Source organism: Pseudoxanthomonas sp. P4_B2, from assembly GCF_056402315.1.
The window spans coordinates 225,643-246,452 of sequence record NZ_JBFUHQ010000002.1 but is presented as its reverse complement, the minus strand read 5'-3'; the positions used below and the strand labels follow the sequence as shown (position 1 = coordinate 246,452).

16 protein-coding genes are annotated in these 20,810 nt (G+C 64.2%); 6 read left to right on the top strand and 10 right to left on the bottom strand.

Going from position 1 to position 20,810, the window contains the following annotated elements:
- Positions 1 to 4 precede the first annotated feature (4 nt).
- A complete protein-coding gene (locus AC1DTQ_RS05610; RefSeq protein WP_477848543.1) occupies positions 5 to 1,702 on the bottom strand; it encodes a S8 family peptidase in 1,698 nt (565 codons plus the stop codon).
- A gap of 10 nt (positions 1,703 to 1,712) precedes the next feature.
- Positions 1,713 to 3,203: a trypsin-like serine peptidase gene (locus tag AC1DTQ_RS05605; RefSeq protein ID WP_477848542.1), complete on the bottom strand. Its 1,491-nt coding sequence runs from the start codon at positions 3,201 to 3,203 to the stop codon at positions 1,713 to 1,715.
- 156 nt (positions 3,204 to 3,359) lie between these two features.
- Between AC1DTQ_RS05605 and AC1DTQ_RS05600 the strand changes: the two genes are divergently transcribed.
- Complete coding sequence (locus AC1DTQ_RS05600) at positions 3,360 to 4,985, top strand: hypothetical protein (protein WP_477848541.1); 1,626 nt, start codon at positions 3,360 to 3,362, stop codon at positions 4,983 to 4,985.
- A gap of 132 nt (positions 4,986 to 5,117) precedes the next feature.
- Here AC1DTQ_RS05600 and AC1DTQ_RS05595 read toward each other — a convergent pair whose 3' ends face one another.
- On the bottom strand, positions 5,118 to 5,414 hold the full coding sequence (locus AC1DTQ_RS05595) for a DUF2782 domain-containing protein (protein ID WP_477849134.1): 297 nt from the start codon (positions 5,412 to 5,414) through the stop codon (positions 5,118 to 5,120).
- Positions 5,415 to 5,533: 119 nt separating this feature from the next.
- Here AC1DTQ_RS05595 and polA point away from each other — a divergent pair, with 119 nt between their 5' ends.
- Positions 5,534 to 8,293 (top strand): DNA polymerase I, encoded by a 2,760-nt coding sequence (gene polA / locus AC1DTQ_RS05590; RefSeq protein ID WP_477848540.1) that lies wholly within the window; start codon positions 5,534 to 5,536, stop codon positions 8,291 to 8,293.
- Positions 8,294 to 8,683: 390 nt separating this feature from the next.
- Positions 8,684 to 9,169: a DUF421 domain-containing protein gene (locus AC1DTQ_RS05585; protein ID WP_477849132.1), complete on the top strand. Its 486-nt coding sequence runs from the start codon at positions 8,684 to 8,686 to the stop codon at positions 9,167 to 9,169.
- 1 nt (position 9,170) lies between these two features.
- Here the strand turns inward: AC1DTQ_RS05585 and hemF are convergent, their stop codons facing one another.
- The 5 genes from hemF to AC1DTQ_RS05560 form a co-directional block, all read right to left on the bottom strand.
- A complete protein-coding gene (hemF, locus tag AC1DTQ_RS05580) occupies positions 9,171 to 10,082 on the bottom strand; it encodes an oxygen-dependent coproporphyrinogen oxidase (RefSeq protein WP_477848539.1) in 912 nt (303 codons plus the stop codon).
- 284 nt (positions 10,083 to 10,366) lie between these two features.
- Positions 10,367 to 11,932, bottom strand: a complete 1,566-nt coding sequence (locus AC1DTQ_RS05575; RefSeq protein ID WP_477848538.1) for a hypothetical protein — start codon at positions 11,930 to 11,932, stop codon at positions 10,367 to 10,369.
- A gap of 92 nt (positions 11,933 to 12,024) precedes the next feature.
- Entirely contained in the window at positions 12,025 to 12,333 is a 309-nt protein-coding gene (locus AC1DTQ_RS05570; protein WP_477848537.1) for a putative quinol monooxygenase, read from the bottom strand.
- A 31-nt stretch (positions 12,334 to 12,364) separates the two neighbouring features.
- Positions 12,365 to 12,943 carry a hypothetical protein gene (locus AC1DTQ_RS05565; RefSeq protein WP_477848536.1) on the bottom strand — a complete coding sequence of 193 codons (579 nt, stop codon included), beginning with the start codon at positions 12,941 to 12,943 and terminating at the stop codon, positions 12,365 to 12,367.
- 26 nt (positions 12,944 to 12,969) lie between these two features.
- Positions 12,970 to 15,342, bottom strand: coding sequence for a S9 family peptidase (locus AC1DTQ_RS05560; protein ID WP_477848535.1), 2,373 nt, complete (start codon positions 15,340 to 15,342; stop codon positions 12,970 to 12,972).
- Positions 15,343 to 15,546: 204 nt separating this feature from the next.
- Here AC1DTQ_RS05560 and AC1DTQ_RS05555 point away from each other — a divergent pair, with 204 nt between their 5' ends.
- Positions 15,547 to 16,899 (top strand): AMP-binding protein, encoded by a 1,353-nt coding sequence (locus AC1DTQ_RS05555; RefSeq protein ID WP_477848534.1) that lies wholly within the window; start codon positions 15,547 to 15,549, stop codon positions 16,897 to 16,899.
- A 57-nt stretch (positions 16,900 to 16,956) separates the two neighbouring features.
- Here AC1DTQ_RS05555 and AC1DTQ_RS05550 read toward each other — a convergent pair whose 3' ends face one another.
- Together AC1DTQ_RS05550 and AC1DTQ_RS05545 are read right to left on the bottom strand one after the other, a co-directional pair.
- Positions 16,957 to 17,955 (bottom strand): chorismate transformation FkbO/Hyg5 family protein, encoded by a 999-nt coding sequence (locus AC1DTQ_RS05550; RefSeq protein ID WP_477849131.1) that lies wholly within the window; start codon positions 17,953 to 17,955, stop codon positions 16,957 to 16,959.
- An 8-nt stretch (positions 17,956 to 17,963) separates the two neighbouring features.
- A complete protein-coding gene (locus tag AC1DTQ_RS05545) occupies positions 17,964 to 19,355 on the bottom strand; it encodes an NAD(P)/FAD-dependent oxidoreductase (RefSeq protein WP_477848533.1) in 1,392 nt (463 codons plus the stop codon).
- Positions 19,356 to 19,497: 142 nt separating this feature from the next.
- On the opposite strand from AC1DTQ_RS05545, the gene AC1DTQ_RS05540 reads away from it, so the two are divergent.
- Together AC1DTQ_RS05540 and AC1DTQ_RS05535 are read left to right on the top strand one after the other, a co-directional pair.
- Complete coding sequence (locus AC1DTQ_RS05540) at positions 19,498 to 19,767, top strand: phosphopantetheine-binding protein (protein ID WP_477848532.1); 270 nt, start codon at positions 19,498 to 19,500, stop codon at positions 19,765 to 19,767.
- A gap of 37 nt (positions 19,768 to 19,804) precedes the next feature.
- Positions 19,805 to 20,488 carry a COG4648 family protein gene (locus AC1DTQ_RS05535; RefSeq protein ID WP_477849130.1) on the top strand — a complete coding sequence of 228 codons (684 nt, stop codon included), beginning with the start codon at positions 19,805 to 19,807 and terminating at the stop codon, positions 20,486 to 20,488.
- The last annotated feature ends 322 nt before the right edge of the window (positions 20,489 to 20,810 follow it).

Below are 20,810 nucleotides of genomic sequence, written 5' to 3'. Positions count from 1 at the left end.
GCCTTCATGGCGTCCCTGGCATGCGCGCGCTCAGCGCGCGCGAAGCTTTCGGCTTCACCGCATTGGGCGCCTGCAGTTCGCCTGGACGCGGTGCCTCCAGCGCGCGCTGGAACGCTTCGGGGTCGCGCATCGCCAGGTCCAGCAGTTCCGGGCCGAAACGCTCCAGTTCGGCGTCCAGGTCCGCGGGCCGCCCGAGCATGCGTTGCAGCCCCGCACGCAGATCGGCCGGATCGCGATCCAACGTGCGCGACAGCAGGCTGACGGTGTCGTCCTTCGGTGGCGCACGCAGTTGCGTACGCGGCGAGCCAAGCGGCTGGCGCAGCAAACGGTCGAGATTGAGGATGCCCTTGCCGTAGCGATTGGCGTCCCATCCCGGCGGCACGCGAGCACTGGCCTGCATCGCCTGTACGAAGAGATCGCGTCGGGTCAGGCTTCCTTGTGCGGCCTTGATGCGCTCGCGTCCGTGGAAGGCGATCCAGCTGGCGGCCGCGCCCGCGACAGCCGCGGTGGCGAAGGAGGTGCCGTTGCCGGGACTGGACTCGATTCCGGTCGCACCGGCCACCGCGTCGGCGACATAGACATCCTCGCCCGGCGCGGAGATATCCACCGCACGCCCCTTCGACGAGCCCTTCCATGGCTTGTTGTCGACGTTGGTGGCGCCCACCGCGATGGCGTTGTCGTAGCTGGCCGGCGCCACCACCATGCCGATGCAGTTGCCGGCCGCGTTGACCACGATGATGTCGCGGCGCACGGCATCGTTGATGGCGCGTTCCAGGCCGAAGAACGCGCGACCGCCCAGGCTCATCGAGATCACGTCGCACTGCGCCTTGGTCGCATGGCGCACCGCACGCGCGGTGTTGGAGTCCAATACGCGGATCACGCTATTGAAGGTGCGGATGGGCACCAGCGTCGCCTTGGGCGCCAGACCGTCGATGCGGCCGGGCGCAGTAGTGCTGCCGTTGGTATCGAAACCGCCATCGCTGATCAACACGCTTCCGGTCTTGGTGCCGTGGCCTGGATTGCCGGAATAGCCGAGCGGATCGCGCGCGTCGTTGCCGCCTTCCATCAGGTTGAGGGTGAAGCTGCGGTCGATGCGCCCCGAATCCAGGTCGACGTGGTCGGTCCAGCCGCTGTCCGGATGGCAGATGCGCACGCCTTCGCCCAACTGCTTGCCGCCACTCGGCGGCGTCAGCTTGCGTGCGGCCTCGACGGCCATGTGGTCCTTATCCAGTGACCAGGCTGAATTCTGCGGAGCAGCGACGCCTTCGTCGCCGAAGCACGCCGCTACCGCAGCGCGCTTCTGCGCCTCGACCAGCGTGTCTTCGCTGTCCGGCTCCACTTGCGAGAAGCCGCCGCGCTCCCGCAGCGCATTCGCAGAATCCCAAGGGTTGCCCAGGGGTGGATCGGACACGCGTACGCGGTGGATGCGCGACAGTCCTTCGGGATCGTCGTCGGCAGGCACGTCGGGGAACAAGGGTTCGATGCTGACCACGCTGGCGAAGACGTCATCGGCCGCTGCGCGCAGATCGGCTGGCGTTTGCGCGGGTGCGAGCTCCACGACATAACCCTGTGTGTAGGCAGGAGCCCCGGCCGGCGCCGGCACGGCGGGCGCATCGCGGGGCGGCGTGCTCGCCGTGGGAGCGTTATCGGGCTTGCATCCCGTTAGGGCGAATAAAAGCAGGCACACGAACAGATAACGCATTGGGTCGTCCTCAAAGAGTGGAAGGCAGTACGCAGACGCGCGGATCGTTGCGCCAGGCAGGCGCGGCAAGATCGAGCCGTTCGACCACCTTGATGATGGGCAGCACCGCTTCGTGCGCGCGCCAACCGGCGGCCCACGGTTCGGAAAGATCTTCCTGCCCGTCGAACAGCAATCCGATCACCGCATGCGAGCGCCGGTGGTAGACCGGCGAGCCGGAATTGCCGCGATAGGTATCGCTATCGGCGCCGATGGTCGGCTGTTTGTCGAAACGCACGCTGATGTATTCGTAGTAGGACGGACCGTCGCCTTCGCGCAGCTGGTAGCTGTCGACGAATTCTTTGAGCTTGCCTTCGCGGTAGGACTGGTCCTCGGCCTCGACGGAATCGAATTCCGCGCTGACCAGCAGCTTCATGGTGATGTACTCGTCCGGAGTGACCCGGAACGGGAAGTACACGAAGCTGTTGTCGTGCACTGTGCGCGGTTCGCCCAGCGGATAGCCGATGACGTACAGCGGATCGTCGCGTTTCACCTGCGCCAGCGACAGGCATTGCGGGGGATAAGCGACGCCTGGCAGTACACCATCGGCGTTGGCGCCGAGTTCGAGCAGCACGAAATCCAGATTGCCGCGTTCGTCCTCATCGCTCAACCGGATCGCAGTCACGGGAAAGACCTGCTTGGCCAGATGGTTGCCGTCCAGATCGTCTTCGTAGTCGAAAACGGCCTCGAACTCCTCCGGGGTTTCCTCGATGATGCAATGGTTGTTGGTCAAGGCCAGTTTCTCGCCGATCAGCACCGCACTGCAGCGCGGTTTCTCCTCTTGCCGCGCCCTGAGCGCGAAAGCGCCGCGCGAGTTGGCGTAGATACGTTGGTAGGTCTGCGGCGGATAGCGGTCGTCGTGATCCAGCCCGTACAACGATTTGTTGAGGCGGCGGACTTCCGCATGCTGCTCCACCAGCTCGCGCTGCTCCATACGCTGGCTATCGTCCAGCGTTTTGTAGGCCTGCACGAGCTGCCGCTCGGTGTTTTCCGCGCTGCGCTTGAGCTTCAGCAGGTCGGCCTCGGTCGCATCGGCGCCCAACGCGGTTTCCGCGATGCTGCTCATGCGTCGCTGCGCGACATCGACGTTTCGGTACTTGGCGCGCTGCGCCGGCGCGAGATCGTTCCAGCGTTTGGTGGCCTGCAGTTGCACGTTCTGCAGTTGCACCGAATCTCCGGGGCCATCGATCACAGCCGCCTGCACCGGCATTTGTCGCACCTGTTGCGCGACCGCATCGGCATTGGAAACCACCACCGCCGAATCGGCCGTCTGCAACACCACCTTGCCGCCTTGCTTGGTGATTTCCACCGGCACCACGACGCCCTGCGGCCGACGTCGCACCTGCTCGCGCAGCTCGCTGGTGCTGATGCGTTGCTCGCGTGGCGCATCCTGGGCCAAGGCCACCAGCGGCGACATGCAACATAGGAACAGGGCAAGACTGGTGCCGAAACCAGGATGAGTCATTGCGTGGGATCTCCCGGGGGAAAGATCGTGCGATGTGAATTATTTACGTCGCGCAATACGCTGCGTATCAGTATCAACGCCGTTGCGCGCGAGTTCGGGCCATCGCATCGCAATGTCCGGCCAAGTTGCGATGCTGCGTTGGGAGGAATTAACGGCGTGAGGCGGGCGCGCCGCGGCGCGATGAAGCCGACGCAACGCCGTGCGCGCAAGCACAGCGACAAGAATGGAGATCGACCCATGGATATCCGCATCACCCGACTCTCGCTTTCATTACTGATGCCTTTCGCATTGGCCACCTGCACACAAGACGCACGCGTGCGTTCGCAGGAACCTTCTGCACTGACCGGCGATGCAGGCGCGGCCTCGATGTCCGCCGCTTTGCTGCCTGCGGCCATTGGCTGCGCGCCCGGCACCCGCTGTCTCTCGGTCACCGGCACCGGAAGACCCTTGGCAAGCGGAACCTTTGTCGCGCAATGCCGCGGCAAGTTCGCCGATTTCATCGTGCCAAAGACCACGCTATCCGGCACCTATGCAGGACCTTGGTTCCAGCCGAATCTGCTCGAACAGGCTTCCACCGGCGTGCCTAGCGGGTCGCGTCCGTGGCTCGCTTTCGATCCGCGCGATCCCGACGAAAGGCTGGCTTACGCGATGGCGCTGCGCAACTACGCGTTCAGCAGCGCGATCGCGCGCGGTCTGACCCCGCAGCTCACCGCCGATGCCGACTATCGCGATCCCGCGGGCGGCACGGTGAGCGCGGCGCAACGCAACCAGAAGTGGTATCCCGCGCCGCGCATGTTCTACGGACCTACCAACTCGCCCGGCACGCGCGAAGCCGCGCACGGCATGACCTTGGAGCGCAGCGTCCGCGTCGGCGAACTCGGTGGCAATACCGTCGCCTTCCAGAACTACGCCGTCGCTTACTACGACGCACGCGGCGGCCGCGTTTTCCAGCGTCTATGGAAGACGGCCACACCCGGCGTCGACCAGCCCAAGCTCAGCAGCATGAAGTTCACCGAAGGCAGCTTCGTGTTCAAGCTGCTGTACAGCGCGGCAGCACCGAGCGCGTTTCCCCAGGATTTGCTGGCCGGATCGCTCAAGGTCGACATTCTGCCCAATCCGGGCGGAACGCCGGTGCCGGTACGGCTGATGCAGATCGATATTGCGGTCAAGGACAAGCGAGCGAGCGACACCGGCTGGTACTTCGCCACTTACGCCTACGATGCTTCGCAGCCCGGCGCGTCGCCGTGGAAGAAGATGACGCCGGTCGGGCTGATGTGGGGCAACGATCCCGAGGGTGCGCCGATCACAGAATCCTGGATCAATCCCGCGGCGCCGGCCTACGCCCTCGCGCACCTGGGCGTTGATGGCCGCCTCAATGGACCGGTGGACAATCCTGCTTCAGCCTGCATGAGCTGCCACAGTACCGCGCAAGCGCCGTCGTTCGCGCCCATGCTGCCTACGGGCGCGTGCGCGCAACCGCCTTTCCGCGCGGACTGGTTCCGCAATTTGCGCGGCACCACTGCATTCGGACGCCACCAGGCCTCGGGCCAGATCTGCGAAACGGCTTCGCCCGGCGTGACGATCACGGCCGCGGACTATTCGCTGCAGCTCTCGGCTACGGTTGCGCGCGCATTGCCCACCGCAACCGGCGGACCGACCTTCAACCCCTGCACCTGGAATGAGAATGCGCCGCCGCCGTCGGCTCTGGTCGCCCTTTCGCCCCAGGCTTCGCGGTTGCAGCAGACCGATATCGAGCAGTACGAGGTGACGCGCGATCCCTGAGCGGGATCGATGCGAATAGCGGATTGCCATTAACGTCCGAATTGAGCCGACCCACGGAGTGGGGTCGGCTCGAACCAATCTAAACCATCGGACCCGCGGGAAAAGAGCTGCAAGAGGCAGCAGGCACGCCGCTTACCATCCGTAGAGCTTCCAATACACCGGCGAGATGTCTTTCTCGCCCGCGCCCTTGCTGTGGTCCAAGCGGCCGTCGCCGTTCTCGTCCATCAGGTAATAGGGCGCACCGCGCGATGGCGTGACCTTGACCATGCGCAACTGGTTAGCGACGCGGTATTCCTCGATGACGTCGCCATTGGGTTCGGTGCGCACCGCGACCTGCGCGTCGGCCAGGTTCATATCCTGATCGTTCTGTGCGCTCATGGAGGCGCAACCGGCAAGCGCCAGCAAGGATGCGCCAAACAGGCCTTTGATGAGGGGGTTCATGGGAAATCTCGCTGCCGTACCGGGGTCTGGGATTATGCGCCGGCACCGCTAAGCGTGCGTGAGAGCAGCAGAGGCGCGATGTGGAAGCACAGGGTTAGAATTGCCGCATGCCCAGACTCGTACTGATCGACGGTTCCAGTTACCTCTATCGCGCCTTCCACGCGCTTCCGCCGCTGACCAATGCCGCCGGCGAGCCCACCGGTGCGCTGTTCGGCGTAGTCAACATGCTGCGTGCGACGTTGAAGGAGAATCCTGAATACGTCGCCTTCGTGGTCGATGCGCCCGGCAAAACCTTCCGCGACGACCTATATCCGCTATACAAGGCCAATCGCGCCGCGATGCCGGACGACCTGCGTGCGCAGGTGCTGCCGATGTGCGAGATCGTGCAGGCCTTGGGCATGCCCATCCTGCGCATCGACGGCGTAGAAGCCGATGACGTGATCGGCACCTTGGCCCTGCAAGCCAACGCTGATGGCATCGATGTGACTATTTCCACCGGCGACAAGGATTTCGCGCAACTCGTGCGGCCCGGGCTGGCGCTGGTCAACACCATGAGCGGCAGCCGGATGGATTCGGACGAAACCGTGTTCGATAAATTCGGAGTGAAACCCGGGCAGATCGTCGACCTGCTCGCGCTGATGGGCGATGCCGTGGACAACGTGCCGGGCGTGGAGAAGTGCGGTCCCAAGACCGCAGCCAAATGGCTGGCCGAATACGGCACCCTGGAGGGGGTGATGGCCCACGCCGCCGACATTAAAGGCAAGATCGGCGACAACCTGCGCGCCGCGTTGGAACGCCTGCCGCTGAATCGCGCGCTGGTCACTATCAAGACCGACGTCGCTCTGGACGGCAATGCGCAAAGCCTGGGCATGCGCGAACGCGACACCGATTCGCTGCGGCAGCTGTACCAGCGTTACGGATTCAATCAGGCGCTGAAGGAGTTGGGCGGCGACGTTGCCGGACCGGTCGCGGAAAAGGAACCCGGCCGCGCGCGCGGCAACGGCTTCGTGGCGGCGGCGAGCATGGAAACGACTGCGCTGGACCCCGCGCTGTCGGTGCAGGGCGAATACGAAGCGGTGCTGACCGAGGAACAACTCGGCGCGCTGATGGGCGCGCTGCAGCAAGCCGACGAGTTCGCCTTCGACAGCGAAACCGATAGTCTGGATCCGATGCAGGCTAATCTGGTCGGACTGAGCTTCTCGGTCGAACCCGGCAAGGCCGTCTATCTTCCGCTGGCGCACGAATATCCCGGCGTGCCAGCGCAGCTCGACCGGGCGAAGACGCTCACCGCGCTTGCGCCCCTGTTCGCGAACGCCGGCAAGAAGAAACTCGGCCAGCATGGAAAATACGACCTGCACGTACTGCGTCGCCACGGTGTGATAGTGGCGGGTTATGCCGACGACACCATGCTGGAAAGCTTCGTGTTGAACTCGGGCAGCAGCCGCCACGATATGGACAGCCTGGCCAAGCGTTATCTGGGCTACGACACCATCAAGTACGAACAAGTCGCGGGCAAAGGCGCCAAGCAGATCCTGTTCTCGCAGGTCGCGTTGGACGACGCCACGCGCTACGCGGCCGAGGACGCCGACGTCACCCTGCGCCTGCACCGGGCGCTGTCGTCCAAGCTGGCCGCCGAACCCGGTCTGCAAAGCGTCTACCGCGAAATCGAGATGCCGCTGGTGCCGGTGCTGGAACGCATCGAAGCCAACGGGGTGATGATCGACGCCGACGAACTACGCCGCCAGTCCGCCGATCTGTCCAAGCGCATGCTCATCGCGCAGCAGAAAGCGACCGAACTGGCCGGACGCACTTTCAATCTGGACTCGCCCAAGCAGCTGCAGGCCTTGCTGTTCGACGAACTGAAACTACCGGCGGTGCTGAAGACGCCGACCGGCCAGCCTTCCACCAACGAGGAAGCGCTGGAGGCCATCGCCGACCAGCACGAACTGCCGCGCGTCATCCTGGAATATCGCGGCCTGGCGAAACTGCGTAGCACCTACACCGACAAGCTGCCGGACATGGTCAACCCCGGAACCGGTCGCGTGCATACCAGCTATCACCAGGCCGGCGCGGCGACCGGCCGCCTTTCTTCGTCCGATCCCAACCTGCAGAACATTCCGATCCGCACCGACGACGGCCGTCGCATCCGCCGCGCGTTCGTGGCGCCGCCCGGGCGCAAACTGATCGCCTGCGACTATTCGCAGATCGAGCTGAGGATCATGGCGCACCTGTCCGAAGATCCCGGCCTGGTGCGCGCGTTCGAATCCGGGGTCGACGTGCACAAGGCCACCGCGGCGGAAGTCTTCGGCCGCAAACTCGAAGAAGTCACCGGCAACGAGCGCCGCGCCGCCAAGGCGATCAACTTCGGCCTGATGTACGGCATGAGCGCATTCGGGCTGGCGCGCCAGCTGGGCATCGGCCGTGGCGAAGCGCAGGACTACATCGCCTTGTACTTCAGCCGTTATCCGGGTGTGCGCGACTACATGGAACGCACGCGCCAGCAGGCGCGCGAGCAGGGCTATGTGGAAACCGTGTTCGGCCGCCGCCTCTATCTGGATTACATCAACAAGGGAACGCAGGGCCAGCGCGCCGGCGCAGAGCGTGCGGCGATCAACGCGCCGATGCAGGGCACCGCGGCCGACATCATCAAACGCGCCATGATCGCGGTGGATGCGTGGCTGGTCGATCATGCTTCACGTGCGCTGATGATCCTGCAGGTGCACGACGAACTGGTGTTCGAAGCTGAACAGGATTTCGTCGAGACCTTGCTCCACGAGGTCACCGGGAGAATGGCGGGCGCCGCCAATCTTTCCGTTCCGCTGGTGGTCGACAGTGGCGTGGGCGATAACTGGGATGAAGCGCACTGAGGCAAGGGCCATTCCAGCCCAAACCTGTGACAAAGCGGCTAGTTACGGCTCATATCTGTGCGAAGGCTTGCGTTTCTAATTCAATACTGGCAAGTTCAATAAACTGAATCTGCCTTAAACCTTACGGTTTTTTAACCGGAATCTTCACGAACTATCCATGCCCGGTCTGGTCATATAGCCCGTGACAGATGCAAGGTCTGTCACTGGATCTCTCCCATCCCCTGGAGTGATCTCCGGAACGAAGGCCCCTCCCCAGGCCTAGTTCCCTGGCCCCGCTGACCCCCCCCTGGTCGGTGGGGCTTTTTATTTGCGGCAAAACAAACTGCGGATCATGCGGTGCTCTGCGCTACTGTGCGCCCATCTTCGTATCGGAATCGGACCATGCCGCACATGTTTGAAGAGATGTTCGACCTGGCCATGCCCTGGTGGGCCTTCGTATTGCGGGCGTGCATCGTGTACTTCGTGCTGCTGGTGATGATTCGCGCTTCGGGCAAGCGCACTATGGGCCAGTTCACTCCGTTCGACATGCTGCTGGTGGTGCTGCTGGGCAATGCGGTGCAGAACGCGTTGTTGGGGCAGGACACCTCCGTCGGCGGGGGGCTGCTGCTGGCAGTGACCCTGATCGCACTCAACTGGACGGTGGGGCTGGTATCGGCACGCAGTGCGAAAGTGGAATCGCTGATCGAAGGCTCGCCGGTGCTGCTGGCGCGCGAAGGCAAGGTCTACAAAGAGGTGTTGCGCAAGGAACTGATCAGCCGCGCGGATTTCGACCGCGCGCTGCGCGAGGCCGGCTGCATCGGCATCGACGACATTCAATCGGCGGTGCTGGAGACCAATGGCCACATCACTATCGTGACGAAAAACCGGACGGATTAGGTCAACCGAGCTCGGTCAGCCAGTCCCGGGGGCGCAGGTAGTCGGCCAAGCGTGATTCCGGACTGCCGTCCTCCGGCGTGAACCCGTATTCCCAGCGCACGCGCGGCGGCAGGCTCATCAGAATGCTTTCGCTGCGGCCGCCGCTCTGCAGGCCGAACAGGGTGCCGCGGTCGTAGACCAGGTTGAACTCCACATAGCGCCCGCGCCGGTACAGCTGGAATTCGCGTTCGCGTTCGCCATAGGGCGTGTCCTTGCGACGTTCGACGATGGGCAGATAGGCGTCCAGGAAGCCGTCGCCGACTGCGCGCTGGTAGGCGAAGTCGCGTTCGAAATCGCTGCCGAGATCGTCGAAGAACAAACCGCCGACACCGCGCGTCTCGTTGCGGTGCTTGAGGAAGAAGTAGTCGTCGCACCATCGCTTATGCGCGTTGTAGCGCTCGGCGCCGCCGAATGGTTCGCACAGCGTGCGCGCGGTGCGGTGCCAATGCAGCACGTCCTCGTCGAACGGATAGAACGGGGTCAGGTCGAAACCGCCGCCGAACCACCAGGCCACTGTTTCGCCATCGCGCTGGGCGCGGAAGTGGCGCACGTTGGCGTGGGTGGTGGGCAGGTAGGGATTGTGGGGATGGAACACGAGCGACACGCCGACAGCGCGCCAGGATGCGCCAGCGAGTTCCGGGCGGGCAGCGCTGGCGGAAGGCGGAAGTTGGGTTCCGGAAACATCCGAAAACCCCACTCCCGCCTGCTCGAACACCGTGCCCTCACGCAGAATGCGCGTGCGTCCGCCACCGCCTTCGGCGCGAGTCCAGTTGTCTTCCACGAAGCAAGCGCCGCCGTCGGCGGTTTCTATCGCGCCGCAGATACGGTCCTGCAGGCCGGTCAGGTAGTCGCGGACGTCGTCGATATCGTTCATGCGCGCATTCTAGCCGTGGGTGGATACGGCTGCTTTGATCGGAATCAACCCGCTAAGAATCAATCTCGTAAGAATTAAGAAAATGAAACTGGAATGACCTCCCCCTTTGCAGCGCTTTTCAACAGCCGAATGGCTGGTCAAAAGGGGGATTGAGGGGGATTTGCTTTTGCTTGCGAGAATAAGATCAAGATCAAGAGCAAATCCCCCCGCCCGGCGAAGCCGGGCGACCCCCTTTTGCAAAGGGGGTATATGTGGGCGCCTTTCGAATCAGGTATCCCTTGGCGTCAATCCTTGTGTGGATTGTTCTCGTTGCCGCTGTCGTCTTCAGCGGGCAGCTCCGCTTCCATCGAATTCCCCAACTCCTGCAACGCGTGGGCCATGCCCAGCATTTCCCAGTTACTGGTTTCGCGCACATCGCAGGCGACATGTTTGGAATCCGCTCCGCACAGCTGGTCCAGCGAATCGATCACCGATTCGTCGCCGGCATTGGCGTACACCTGGGTCAGGTTCTCGCAGCCGGTGCGCACGCCCTGCGCGCAGATCTGCTGGTAATAGACTTTGGCGCCGGTCCAGTCGCCCTGCAACGCACGCTGGTTGCCCAAAGCGTTGCAGCCCTGCAGCTTGCCTGCATCGCAACAGGCCTTGGCGCCGCCTTCTTGCAGGATCCCCGGACAGTCCTGCTCCAGCGGCTTTTCGACATAGGCCACCGGCGCGCTGCAGCGGTCGGCGCCTCCCTGGCGTTGGTACAGGGCGAACTCGTTCCAACTGTCGATGCCCAGCACGCGTTGCGCGTCGAGCACGCGGAACACGAAATCGCCGCCCTTGTCGTGGCGCACGCGCACCAAACCATTCTCCAGCCGCACGCGCATGCGGCCGCCCATCCCGGCTTCGACCATGCCGCGGTCGCCGAACTTCAGCTCCGACATCAGGCCGGTAGCGGCCGCGTAGTCGCCGCACGGCAGCTGCGTGGCCGGTGCCAAGTGTTGATCCTGGTCGCTCATGCCCAGCAGGGGTTCGACCTTCTTGCAGGCATCGGGGTCGCCGCCTTCGCTGCATGCGGTCTGCAAGGCGCTGCGTGCCTGCAGGTAGCGGCCGGCGGTCCATAGCTTTCCGGCGGCGTTGTTGCAGACTTCTGCCGAGCCGGTACGGCTGCACATGGCGATGCTCTGATCCAGACGCGGGGCAGGCAACGCCACGGCATCGGCGTACATCGAGCCGAGCGCTCCGACCAAGCTCTTGGCGAGCTGTTCACTCAGGATTTCCTTGGCCGCGGCCACGCATCCTTCCTCCGAGAAAGTCGGCGTGCCTTCCTGGCAGACGGGCGGCTTTTCGATCTCCGGTTCGGCCGGCCCGGCCGCCTTGGCCTGCGTCTGATATAGGTCTATCAATTTGTCGCAGGCGAAGGGCAGGGTCTCCCTCTCGCACCATCGATGCAAGGTAGCCTCGTCAGCGCTGTAGGCGTTGTCCAGGCACTGCGGCAGATCGGCGCGGCAGGTGCCGGCAGCGGCCGGTTGCGGCAAGGGTGCGCAGGCCGCGGATTCGGACAGCACATATTCGTGGAAACCGAGATCGTCGCTAATCCGGTTGCCGGCGTCGACCTTGTACTTGGAGACATAGCCCGCTTCCAGGTCCGCCATCTGTAATTCGGCGCCGGCATGGCGGTATTCGAAACGGCGCGGCGCGCTGCCGGCCGATAGTTGTCGCGCCTGCGCGCCGCTCTCTATCACTAGCCGGGAGTTCTCGTTGTTCTGATCCTGGTAAACACCGCAGGCGAGCGCCGCGGCATGAGCAGCGTCGGCGACGAACAATAGCGCGACCAGCAGGCCGAGCCTTCCAATTCCGTTTGGCATGGAGCACTCCGTAACTAACGAGGGGACAGCACGACATTATCCATGATCGCCAGGCGCCAGCTTGTCGATTAGGGTCGGACCCTAATGAAGCGTCAGACGTCTTTCGACCACATCGGGGTCAGCGTCGTGACTTGCGGCGGACCGGACAGCAGCGGCTCGACTTCCTTCAAATAGGCAGCGTAGCTGTCCGTCTTCAGGAATTCGCCAGCCGCTTCAGCGCTGGCGTACTGTTGGAAGGCCAAGATCGCATCCGGATCGGCATTGTCGAAGCAATAGAAGTAGGCGAGATGGCCGGGATTGGCGGAAACGGCCGGTGCCATATGCCGTTCCCAAACTTTCCTGACCTCGTCCCGTTTTCCGGGTTGGGTCTTGTGCTTGATGATGAGTGCGAGAGAGGTCATTGAAGCTCCTATTGGGGTCGCGCAGGCGCAGTTACCGGCGATCGAATTCAGCCCGCACCGCCGGCGTGCATAGTTTCCAGATGATCCAGGCGTGCAGGGCGGCAAACACCAGGGCCACCAATCCGCCCATCAGCGTGGCGGCGGTCATGAAGGCCTCGAACTCGGGCGGCAGGGTCTGACCCTGCGGAAGCGCCCCGGCCTGGATGGCCAGCATACCTTCGATGAATTGCGGGAGGGCCAGCACGCAGACGAACTGCCACAGCGCGCCGAGTACCAGTATCGCGATGAACCCGATCCTGCCCCATTCCTTCCGTTTCAGTACGCCCCAGGACACCCATAGGAAGATCGCCGATAGCACCATCATCAGCAGGCCCATCAGCAGGGTGTGCGTGTAGATCCAATGCATCAGCGGCGGCAACTGCGGAAGCTCGCCGCCGTACGGATTGAGCATGCGCAGGTAATAGTCCTGCGGCATCACCAGTCCCATCACCGTCTGCACTAGGCCATAGAGCACGCCAAGCAATGCCAGTGCGATCGAGATCCAGGCCAGCACGGTTACGAAGCTGTTGCTGGGACGCGTGGATTCGGGAATGGGCGGCGGTAGGTTCATTTCAGACGGACTCACTTCAGACGGACTCACTTCAAAGTTTCCTCGAACAACGTGAGCACGCGTTTGTATTCGTCCAGCCAGGAATCGGCACGGGTGAAGCTGTGGCGTTCCAGCGGGTAGGGCGCGATTTCCCAATTGTCCTTGTGCAGTTCGATGAGTTTCTGGGTGAGCACCACCGAATCGCGGAAGAACACGTTGTCGTCGATCATGCCGTGGGCGATGAGCAAGTGATCCTGCAGGCCGGCCGCGTATTCGATGGGCGAGGATTTGCGGTAGGCCTCGGGGTCCAGGTCGGGCGTGTTGAGGATGTTGCTGGTGTATTCGTGGTTGTACTGGGTCCAGTCCACCACCGGACGCAGGGCCGCGCCGGCCTTGAACTTGCCGGGTTCGCGGAATAGCGCCATGAAGGTCATGAAGCCGCCGTAGGAGCCGCCGTAGATGCCGGCGCGGTCGCGGTCGCCCTGCTTGCTGGCCACCAGCCAGTCCAGGCCGTCGAGGTAGTCGTCGAGTTCCGGATGTCCCATGTTGCGGTAGATCGCGGTGCGCCAATCGCGGCCGTAGCCTTCGCTGCCGCGGTAGTCCATATCGAGAACGATGTAGCCACGCTGTACCAGCAGGTTGTGGAACATCTGCTCGCGGAAATAGGCAGGGTAGCGTTCGTGTACGTTCTGCAGGTAGCCGGCGCCATGCACGAACATCACGATCGGGTAGCGTTTTCCCGGATCCAATGTCGCCGGTCCGTAGTACTTCGCCCACACCCTGCCGGCGCCGTGCTGCGAAGGTACCTGCACGAACTCAGGTTCGATCCATGCGCGCGATTTGAACGCGGGGGTGCGCGTATCGGTCAGGGTTTCCGCATCGCCGCCCTTGCTGTCGACAACGGCGAGTTGCGACGGCAGATAGCTGCCGGAGCGATGCAGCAGCAGTTTCGATCCGTCCGGGGAGAGGGTGAAATCCTCGACTCCGCCGAGCGCGGTTAGCTCGCGCACCTTGCCACCGTCGACGCGGCAGATCTCGTAGGCGCCGGGCGTCTTGCGGTTGCACAGGAAAAAGAAGCCGCCCTCGGTGGCCGGAACCGGCGATGAAACTTCCCATTGGCCCGAGGTGAGCTGTTTAGGTTTATCGGCGTCGCGCTGCGTGTACAGATGCGAATAGCCCGACTGCTCGGACAGGAACCACAAGGTGCGGTTGTCGTCGAGCCAGCCGAAATCGTTGAAACCCCAATTGATCCAGGCGGTCTCGGTCAGACGGTGGCGCGGCTGCAGCTTGCCGCCGCTCAAGTCCACGCTGGCGATCCAGCGATCCTTGTTGTCGATGGCGCGCACCATCACCGCGACATTGCGGCCATCGGCACTCCAGCGAAGGGTGGCGCCGTCGCCGTTGTCGCCGCTGGTCGCCACCTGCACGTCGCGGTTGCCTTTTAACGGGTCCTTGCCTGCGGTTTTGCGCAATGCCGCCAGCGGATCGTCGGCGATGCCAGGCAAGGCATCGAACTTCAGTTCACGCGCGCTCGCGTTCGCCAGATCCACCAACCACAGCGCCTGCGGCAGCGGCGCGTTGCGGCCCACGCGAGTGCGCACCTCCTGGAATTCCTCATAACCCGATTCGGTCACATAGCGCGGCAGTTTGCCGGCCTGGCCGGCATCGGCGCCTTTCTTCTGTGTTACCACCAGCAGCCAGCGGGCATCGGGCGACAGCGCGCTTTGCATGATCTGCACTTCGTCGCCCAGATAGACCGGCGCCGGTGCGCGACTGGGGTCGGCTTTGCGCCAGCTTTCGTTTTGCGCTTGCAGGGCATCGCGTTGGGCCTTGTCGCGGGCCAGGGTCTCGATGGTGCGCAACTGCTGTTCCCGCAGCGCATCCGGCTTGGGTTTGGTGTTGGGATCCTTTTCAGCCTTGACGATGGCCGCTTGGCTCACGCCTTCGCTCTGGTTCCACCGATACCACTGATTGGCCACGCGCCAGATCACTCCACCATCGGCTGCGAACTGCGGTTGCGCGTCGTCATCGTTGCTGCGCGTCAGCTGGGTCAGTGCGCCGCTGCGCAGGTCGCGCACGAACACGTCGCCGTTGCGCACGAACGCCATGCGCTGGCGCTGCGAGTCGTAGACGGGTTTGTCCGCATCTAGGGTGCCGCGTTCGCCATCGCCTACGCGCTGCGCGGCGCTGCCAGTGATGGATTGCTGGAACGTATCGCGGATGGGGCTGCCTTGGCGCTTGAGCTGGTACTGCACATGCTTGCCATCCCATGCCCACCAGGCGGCCTCGACGGGCGGTCCGATCCAGTCGGGGTCGGCCATAACCTGTTCGATGGTCAGGGACGGGGCGTCCTGCGCGGCGGCGATGCCGGCGAAGGCGAGGGGAAAGGCGAGCAGCAGGGCGTTCAGGCGGGGGCGCATAGGGTTTCCGTGGCATACGCGAATCCGCAAGGTTACCAGTCGCCTTAGCGCGAACGACCCGGCCAGTGGTCATGTCCCGGTCGGGGCGCAATTCCTTAAGACCGTGATTTCCGACACAATCTGCCAGTCGTTGATCGATGCGCATGCAACAAGGCGAACCGCATCCAGGGAAGCCCGTACCGTCACCAGGGAGATCGCAGCACCATGTCGGCAGTCGTCAAAACACCTATCGGATCGGCCGCGCGGCAACCGCTGGTCGTGGGCAACGGGGATCGCACCGTGGCCCTGGACGGCCGGCAGCGTATGGATCTGGAGACGTTCATGGCCCAAGTGCGCGGGGTCGCGGCGATCCTGCCGGCCGGACGCCATGCGGTGAATCTGTGCGAAGACCGCTACCGTTTTCTGGTGGCCTTTTGTGCGGTCGCGCTGCGCGGGCAGGTCACCCTGATGCCGCCCTCGCGCGCGCCGGAAGTGGTGACCGACGTGCTGGCGCAGTATCCGGAAAGCTACAGCGTGGGCGACGGCTTGCTGGCGGCGGTGCCCCCGGGACACTGGATATTGCCTGCGGTGCTGCCGGAATTGCAGGGCGGCATTCCGATGATCGATGAGGCTGCGGTCGTGGCCATCGGTTTCACTTCCGGCAGTACCGGCGAGCCCAGGCCCAATCCCAAGACCTGGTCGGCCTTCCGCGCCAGCACCGGACAGAACCGCGCCGCATTGGAAAGCCTGTGGCAGGGACATGCGATGCCCTATGTGGTGGCCACCGTGCCGCCGCAACATATGTACGGCATGGAGCTGTCGGTGCTGTTGCCGTTGCTGGGCCCGGCCGGGTTGCATACCGGGCGCCCCTTCTTCCCCGATGACGTGTCGCGCGTGCTAGCGGAAACGCCAGAGCCGCGATTGCTGGCCACCACGCCCGTGCATCTGCGGGCGCTAGTCGAATCCGGCGTGGAGTTGCCGCCGTTGTGCGGAATCGTTTCGGCCACCGCGCCGCTTTCGCAGGAGCTGGCGGCGGCGGCCGAGGCGCGCTTCCGCTGCGAGGTGCGTGAAGTCTTCGGTTCCACCGAAACCTGCGTCATCGCGCGCCGCCGTACCGCTCGCGAGGCCGCGTGGACCCCGTTGCCCGGCGTGCACCTGCACCCCAAGCCCGACGGCACTCTGATCTACGCCGCTCATTTGCCGTTGCCGGTGGCGCTGGCCGATCTGGTGGAACTGGAGAGCGACGGCCGTTTCCATCTGCGGGGCCGCCAGGCCGACCTACTGGAAATCGCCGGCAAGCGGGCCTCGCTGGGCGACCTGACCCGGCGCCTGCTCGCCATTCCCGGCGTGGTCGACGGGGTGATGCTGCAACTGGACGCCACCGGCGACCGTGGCGTGGCGCGCGTGGCCGCGCTGGTCGTCGCTCCCGAGCTGGAGGAGGCCGCGATTCTGGCGGCGTTGCGTGAGAGCATCGATCCGGTGTTTCTGCCGCGGCCGTTGAAGCGGGTGCCGGCGCTGCCGCGCAGCGAAACCGGCAAACTACCGCGCGCGGAGTTGTTGCGGATGCTGGGGCCATAGACGACACCCCCGACGCACGCATGTCCGGATTCTCTGCGTCGGGGGCGTAGCCCCGACCTACCCGTGTACGCCGTCGATTTCCATGCTGAGTTCGCGCCGGCAGATCGCCGCATGCAGCAGCAGCCGCGGCACTCGGTCGCCGAAACGCTGGTCGAGCGCCTGGGCCACCACTGGCAGGTCGGCGCGGTCGCGCACGTACACCTTCAACCGCGTGCCGGATCCGAATTGCGCCGGCAGTGACGGCGCGCGCAAGCGTGCCGCGCTCAGCAATGCGTCGAAGTTGGCGAAGGTCTCCTCGATCTGCGCCAGCAGTTCGCCCACGTGCTGCGAAGCGTGCCCGACCACGCTGGCCGTACCCGACAGCAGCAGCGGCATCGTCCCGCCCGGCGGCGGCAGCATGGCGCGGGCGAAACTGGGCGATTGCCGGCCGTACTGGCGCGGATAGCGATAAGCGCTGACCTGGCGCGGATTCTCTACTGGAGTGCCGGCTTCGCGCGCGGCCAGCCAGTAGATCTGGATGGTGCGGTCGTCGTCGCAGCGGCCGATGGCGGTGGCGGCGGGCAGGCGCGAGGCGTCGAAGTCGCCCATGCCGCGCGCGCGACCGACGCAGAACTGGCGATAACGTTCCGCATCGCCATCGCCCAAGGTAATGGCATCCAGGTAATTCCAGATGCGTAGCAGTTGCGGAGTATCGCTGCGGCGCACGAAATCGATCAGTTGCGCGTAAGCGATATCGGCCGCGGCCTCGATGCCGATTACGCTCTCGTCGATCTCGATCGCGCCGAACAGCAGCTGTCCGTCGGTGGACCAGGCGATGTCGCCGTCGTGGCCGCAAGTGACCGGGGCGTTGGCGCGCCACACCTCGAACGGCGCGGCGCCGTGCGGCTGTAGCGGTACGCGTAGGTAGCGCGGATCGTCGCTGTACGGCGCGTCGTTGCCGAAACCCAGTACCGCGAGCACGTCATCGCCCGCCAGCAAGTCGGCGGGCGAATCGGCGGCCACATAGTCCACTTCCAGCCGTGCGTGATGCGGGGTCGCGGCAGGCATCGAGGTCATCGGCCGGCTCACGGATTGCCTTCCTGCAGGGTGTCCCCGCCGAAACTTTCGCGCACCTGCCGCTTGCGCCGCAGCCAACCCTGGAACGCACGTGGCGCCAGTTGCAGCGCGTTGAAGGCGTAGATCAGGCGGAACAAGCGCAGTCGCCGCAGCACGGGGCGGTTGTCGAACACGTCGCCGGCCAGCATCGAGATCACCGCTTGTTCGATCTGGAAATCGTTGCGCGGGTTGGCGAACAGGCGCTGCATCACCGGCGTGGTGAAGCGGTAGATGAACCACGAGAAGTGCTTCAGGCCCCGCTTCAGGCGTTTTTCCATGGCCCGTTGCAACGCCGCTTCGCTGGCCGGATCGCGCAACGCGCCATCAACCACGCTGGCGGCGTGTTCGCCGCTGTTCATGCCCAGGTAGACGCCCGAGGAAAACACCGGATCAATGAAGGCATAGGCGTCGCCCACCATCACCCAGCCCGGCCCGGTCATCTGCGTGCAGGTGTAGGAGTAGTTGCCGGTGACGTGAACGGGCGCTATGCGCTCGGCCTGCTGCATGCGCGACCACACCGACGGAGTCGCCTCCAGCGTCTGCATCAGGAAGGACTCGTTGTCGCCGCGGCGCTGTTTCAGGTATTCGGGGAAACACACCGCGCCCACGCTCATCACGTCGCCGCGCAGCGGGATGAGCCACATCCAGCCATAGGGGAAACGTTCGACGGTGATGTTGCCCGCATCGGCGCCCTCGCGGCGGGTCACGCCGCGGAAGTGGCTGAAGATGGCTGCCGACTGATGCAGCGCATTCTTCTTTTTCAGTTTCAGCTTGCCGCCCATGAAAGTGTCGCGGCCACTGGCATCGACCAGGTACCGCGGCGCGAACGCCAGCGTTTCGCCTTCGACCGTGCGCGCTTGCACCGTGGCCGGACGGCCATCGGCACCGAACTCCACCTTTTCGACCGTCACCTGCATGCGCGCGTCCACCCCGTTGTCCAGCGCGTTCTGGAACAGCAGGTGGTCGAATTCCTCGCGTTTGACTTGGTAGGCGTGCGGGAAAACCGGGTTGAGCGCGCGGTCGAACCTGAACACATTGATGCTGTTGGCGTTGTCCTGCAGAGGGAAATCGGCCCCCGGCTTGAATACGCCGATTTCCTTCACCCGCTCCAGCACGCCCAGGCGCTGCAGGATCGGCAGGTTCATGGGCAACAGCGATTCGCCGATATGGAAACGCGGGTGCACGCCTTTTTCCAGCAAAACCACTCGCCAGCCCTTGCGGGCGAGCACGGTCGCGGCGGTGGTGCCGGCCGGCCCGCCGCCGATCACCAGGACATCGACGGCTGCAGGGACCGAGGCCGACGATGCCGCGGCCAGTGGTTCCGGGCGGGGCTGTGCGCTTGCAGGGTCGGCTTGGGTCATCCTGGCTGAACCATATACGTCGTTCGTAGAGAACAGGCGAGCATGATAACTCGGGCCTTGCGGCTAGCCATCGCCGCCACCGGTTGCCAAGCGGGCACGGATGCCGGATCGTGTCGCCCCTGTTACTCACGGAAGTCACTGGATGCCCACGCAAACCGCCGCCGAACGCGAACTCGCCGATCTGCTGGTCGAAAGCCTGAACCTGGAGGATATCGAGGCCGGCGCGATCGATCCGGAGGCGCCGCTGTTCAATACCGGTCTAGGCCTGGATTCGATCGATGCGCTCGAGCTGGCGCTGGCGATCAGCAAGAAATACGGTTTCCAACTGCGTTCGGACAGCGACGAGAACCGTCGCATCTTCGCGTCGCTGCGTGCACTGTCGGCGCATGTCGAAGCCAATAAGGTCGTCTGACCCCGCACCCGTCGCTCCGGAGATTTCCGGAGGCCTGTTGATGGGGTTGCGGGTGTTGTTGGCCCTGGCCTATCCGATACTCGCCCATCTGGCCAGCGCCCGTGGCGACGGCAGCTGGGCGGCGCTGGCCCTGGCCGACATCGTGTTGCTGCTGTTGCTGGAGCCGTTGCTCAAGCGCCGCCCGTGGGCGTTGTCTCTGCTGGGCCTGTGCTTGCTGGGGCTGTGGTGGGTCTCGCAGTCGCGCTATGCGCTGATGCCGCTGCTGGCGCCGCCGGTGGTGTTCATCACTCTGGTAGCGTGGCTGTTCGGACGCACTTTGTACGGCGGCCGGGTGCCTCTCATCACGCGCATCGTGGAAGGTCTATATGCGCAGGCGTCAATGCCGATGACTCCGGAGTTGTACGTCTACACCCGTCAGCTGACGGTGGCCTGGGCGGCGATGCTGACGGTGCTGGCGCTGCTGAATCTGTTGCTGGCGTTGTGCGCGGTGCCTAGCGGCGTGCTGCACCAGTTCGGCCATACGCCGGCCCTCTCGGTCACCGACGAACAATGGTCGCTGTTCGCCAATGTGCTGAACTACGGCATCGTCGGGGGGTTCTTCACTGTGGAGTACTGGCTGCGCAAGCGGCGTTTTCCGCATCGGCCCTATCGCAATGTTGGCCAGTTCCTCCAGCAGATGGCGCGGTTGGGACCGCGGTTCTGGAATGAATTGATGCGCTGAGTGCACCCGGCTTCGGCTCTTGCCTCCTCCCTTGCGCGCAGCGCAGGGGAGGATTGAGGAGGGGTGCTCTTGATCTTGCCTTGATCTTTACTTTTTGCTTCGAAAGAAAGAGCGTTTCGCGCTGCGCACCTTCTCAAACGAAACCCTTCCTCCGTTTACGGGGGAAGGTGCCGAAGGCGGATGGGGGCGCTCTTGGCGCAGTCCATCCGATCAAAGCAATCAAAGCAAAGCGTTCGCGCGTTGCGCGAGTCACTTTTCTTTTGAACGGCAAAGAAAAGTAACCAAAAGAAAGCCGCCCCCGTATCAAGTACGGGGCAGGCTC

Excerpts from the sequence above, each read along its gene's own strand:
- AC1DTQ_RS05610 (WP_477848543.1), bottom strand. The coding sequence starts at position 1,702 with ATGCGTTATCTGTTCGTGTGCCTGCTTTTATTCGCCCTAACGGGATGC.
- AC1DTQ_RS05605 (WP_477848542.1), bottom strand. The coding sequence starts at position 3,203 with ATGACTCATCCTGGTTTCGGCACCAGTCTTGCCCTGTTCCTATGTTGC.
- polA (WP_477848540.1), top strand. The coding sequence starts at position 5,534 with ATGCCCAGACTCGTACTGATCGACGGTTCCAGTTACCTCTATCGCGCC.
- AC1DTQ_RS05585 (WP_477849132.1), top strand. The coding sequence starts at position 8,684 with ATGTTTGAAGAGATGTTCGACCTGGCCATGCCCTGGTGGGCCTTCGTA.
- hemF (WP_477848539.1), bottom strand. The coding sequence starts at position 10,082 with ATGAACGATATCGACGACGTCCGCGACTACCTGACCGGCCTGCAGGAC.
- AC1DTQ_RS05575 (WP_477848538.1), bottom strand. The coding sequence starts at position 11,932 with ATGCCAAACGGAATTGGAAGGCTCGGCCTGCTGGTCGCGCTATTGTTC.
- AC1DTQ_RS05570 (WP_477848537.1), bottom strand. The coding sequence starts at position 12,333 with ATGACCTCTCTCGCACTCATCATCAAGCACAAGACCCAACCCGGAAAA.
- AC1DTQ_RS05565 (WP_477848536.1), bottom strand. The coding sequence starts at position 12,943 with ATGAACCTACCGCCGCCCATTCCCGAATCCACGCGTCCCAGCAACAGC.
- AC1DTQ_RS05560 (WP_477848535.1), bottom strand. The coding sequence starts at position 15,342 with ATGCGCCCCCGCCTGAACGCCCTGCTGCTCGCCTTTCCCCTCGCCTTC.
- AC1DTQ_RS05555 (WP_477848534.1), top strand. The coding sequence starts at position 15,547 with ATGTCGGCAGTCGTCAAAACACCTATCGGATCGGCCGCGCGGCAACCG.
- AC1DTQ_RS05550 (WP_477849131.1), bottom strand. The coding sequence starts at position 17,955 with ATGACCTCGATGCCTGCCGCGACCCCGCATCACGCACGGCTGGAAGTG.
- AC1DTQ_RS05545 (WP_477848533.1), bottom strand. The coding sequence starts at position 19,355 with ATGACCCAAGCCGACCCTGCAAGCGCACAGCCCCGCCCGGAACCACTG.
- AC1DTQ_RS05540 (WP_477848532.1), top strand. The coding sequence starts at position 19,498 with ATGCCCACGCAAACCGCCGCCGAACGCGAACTCGCCGATCTGCTGGTC.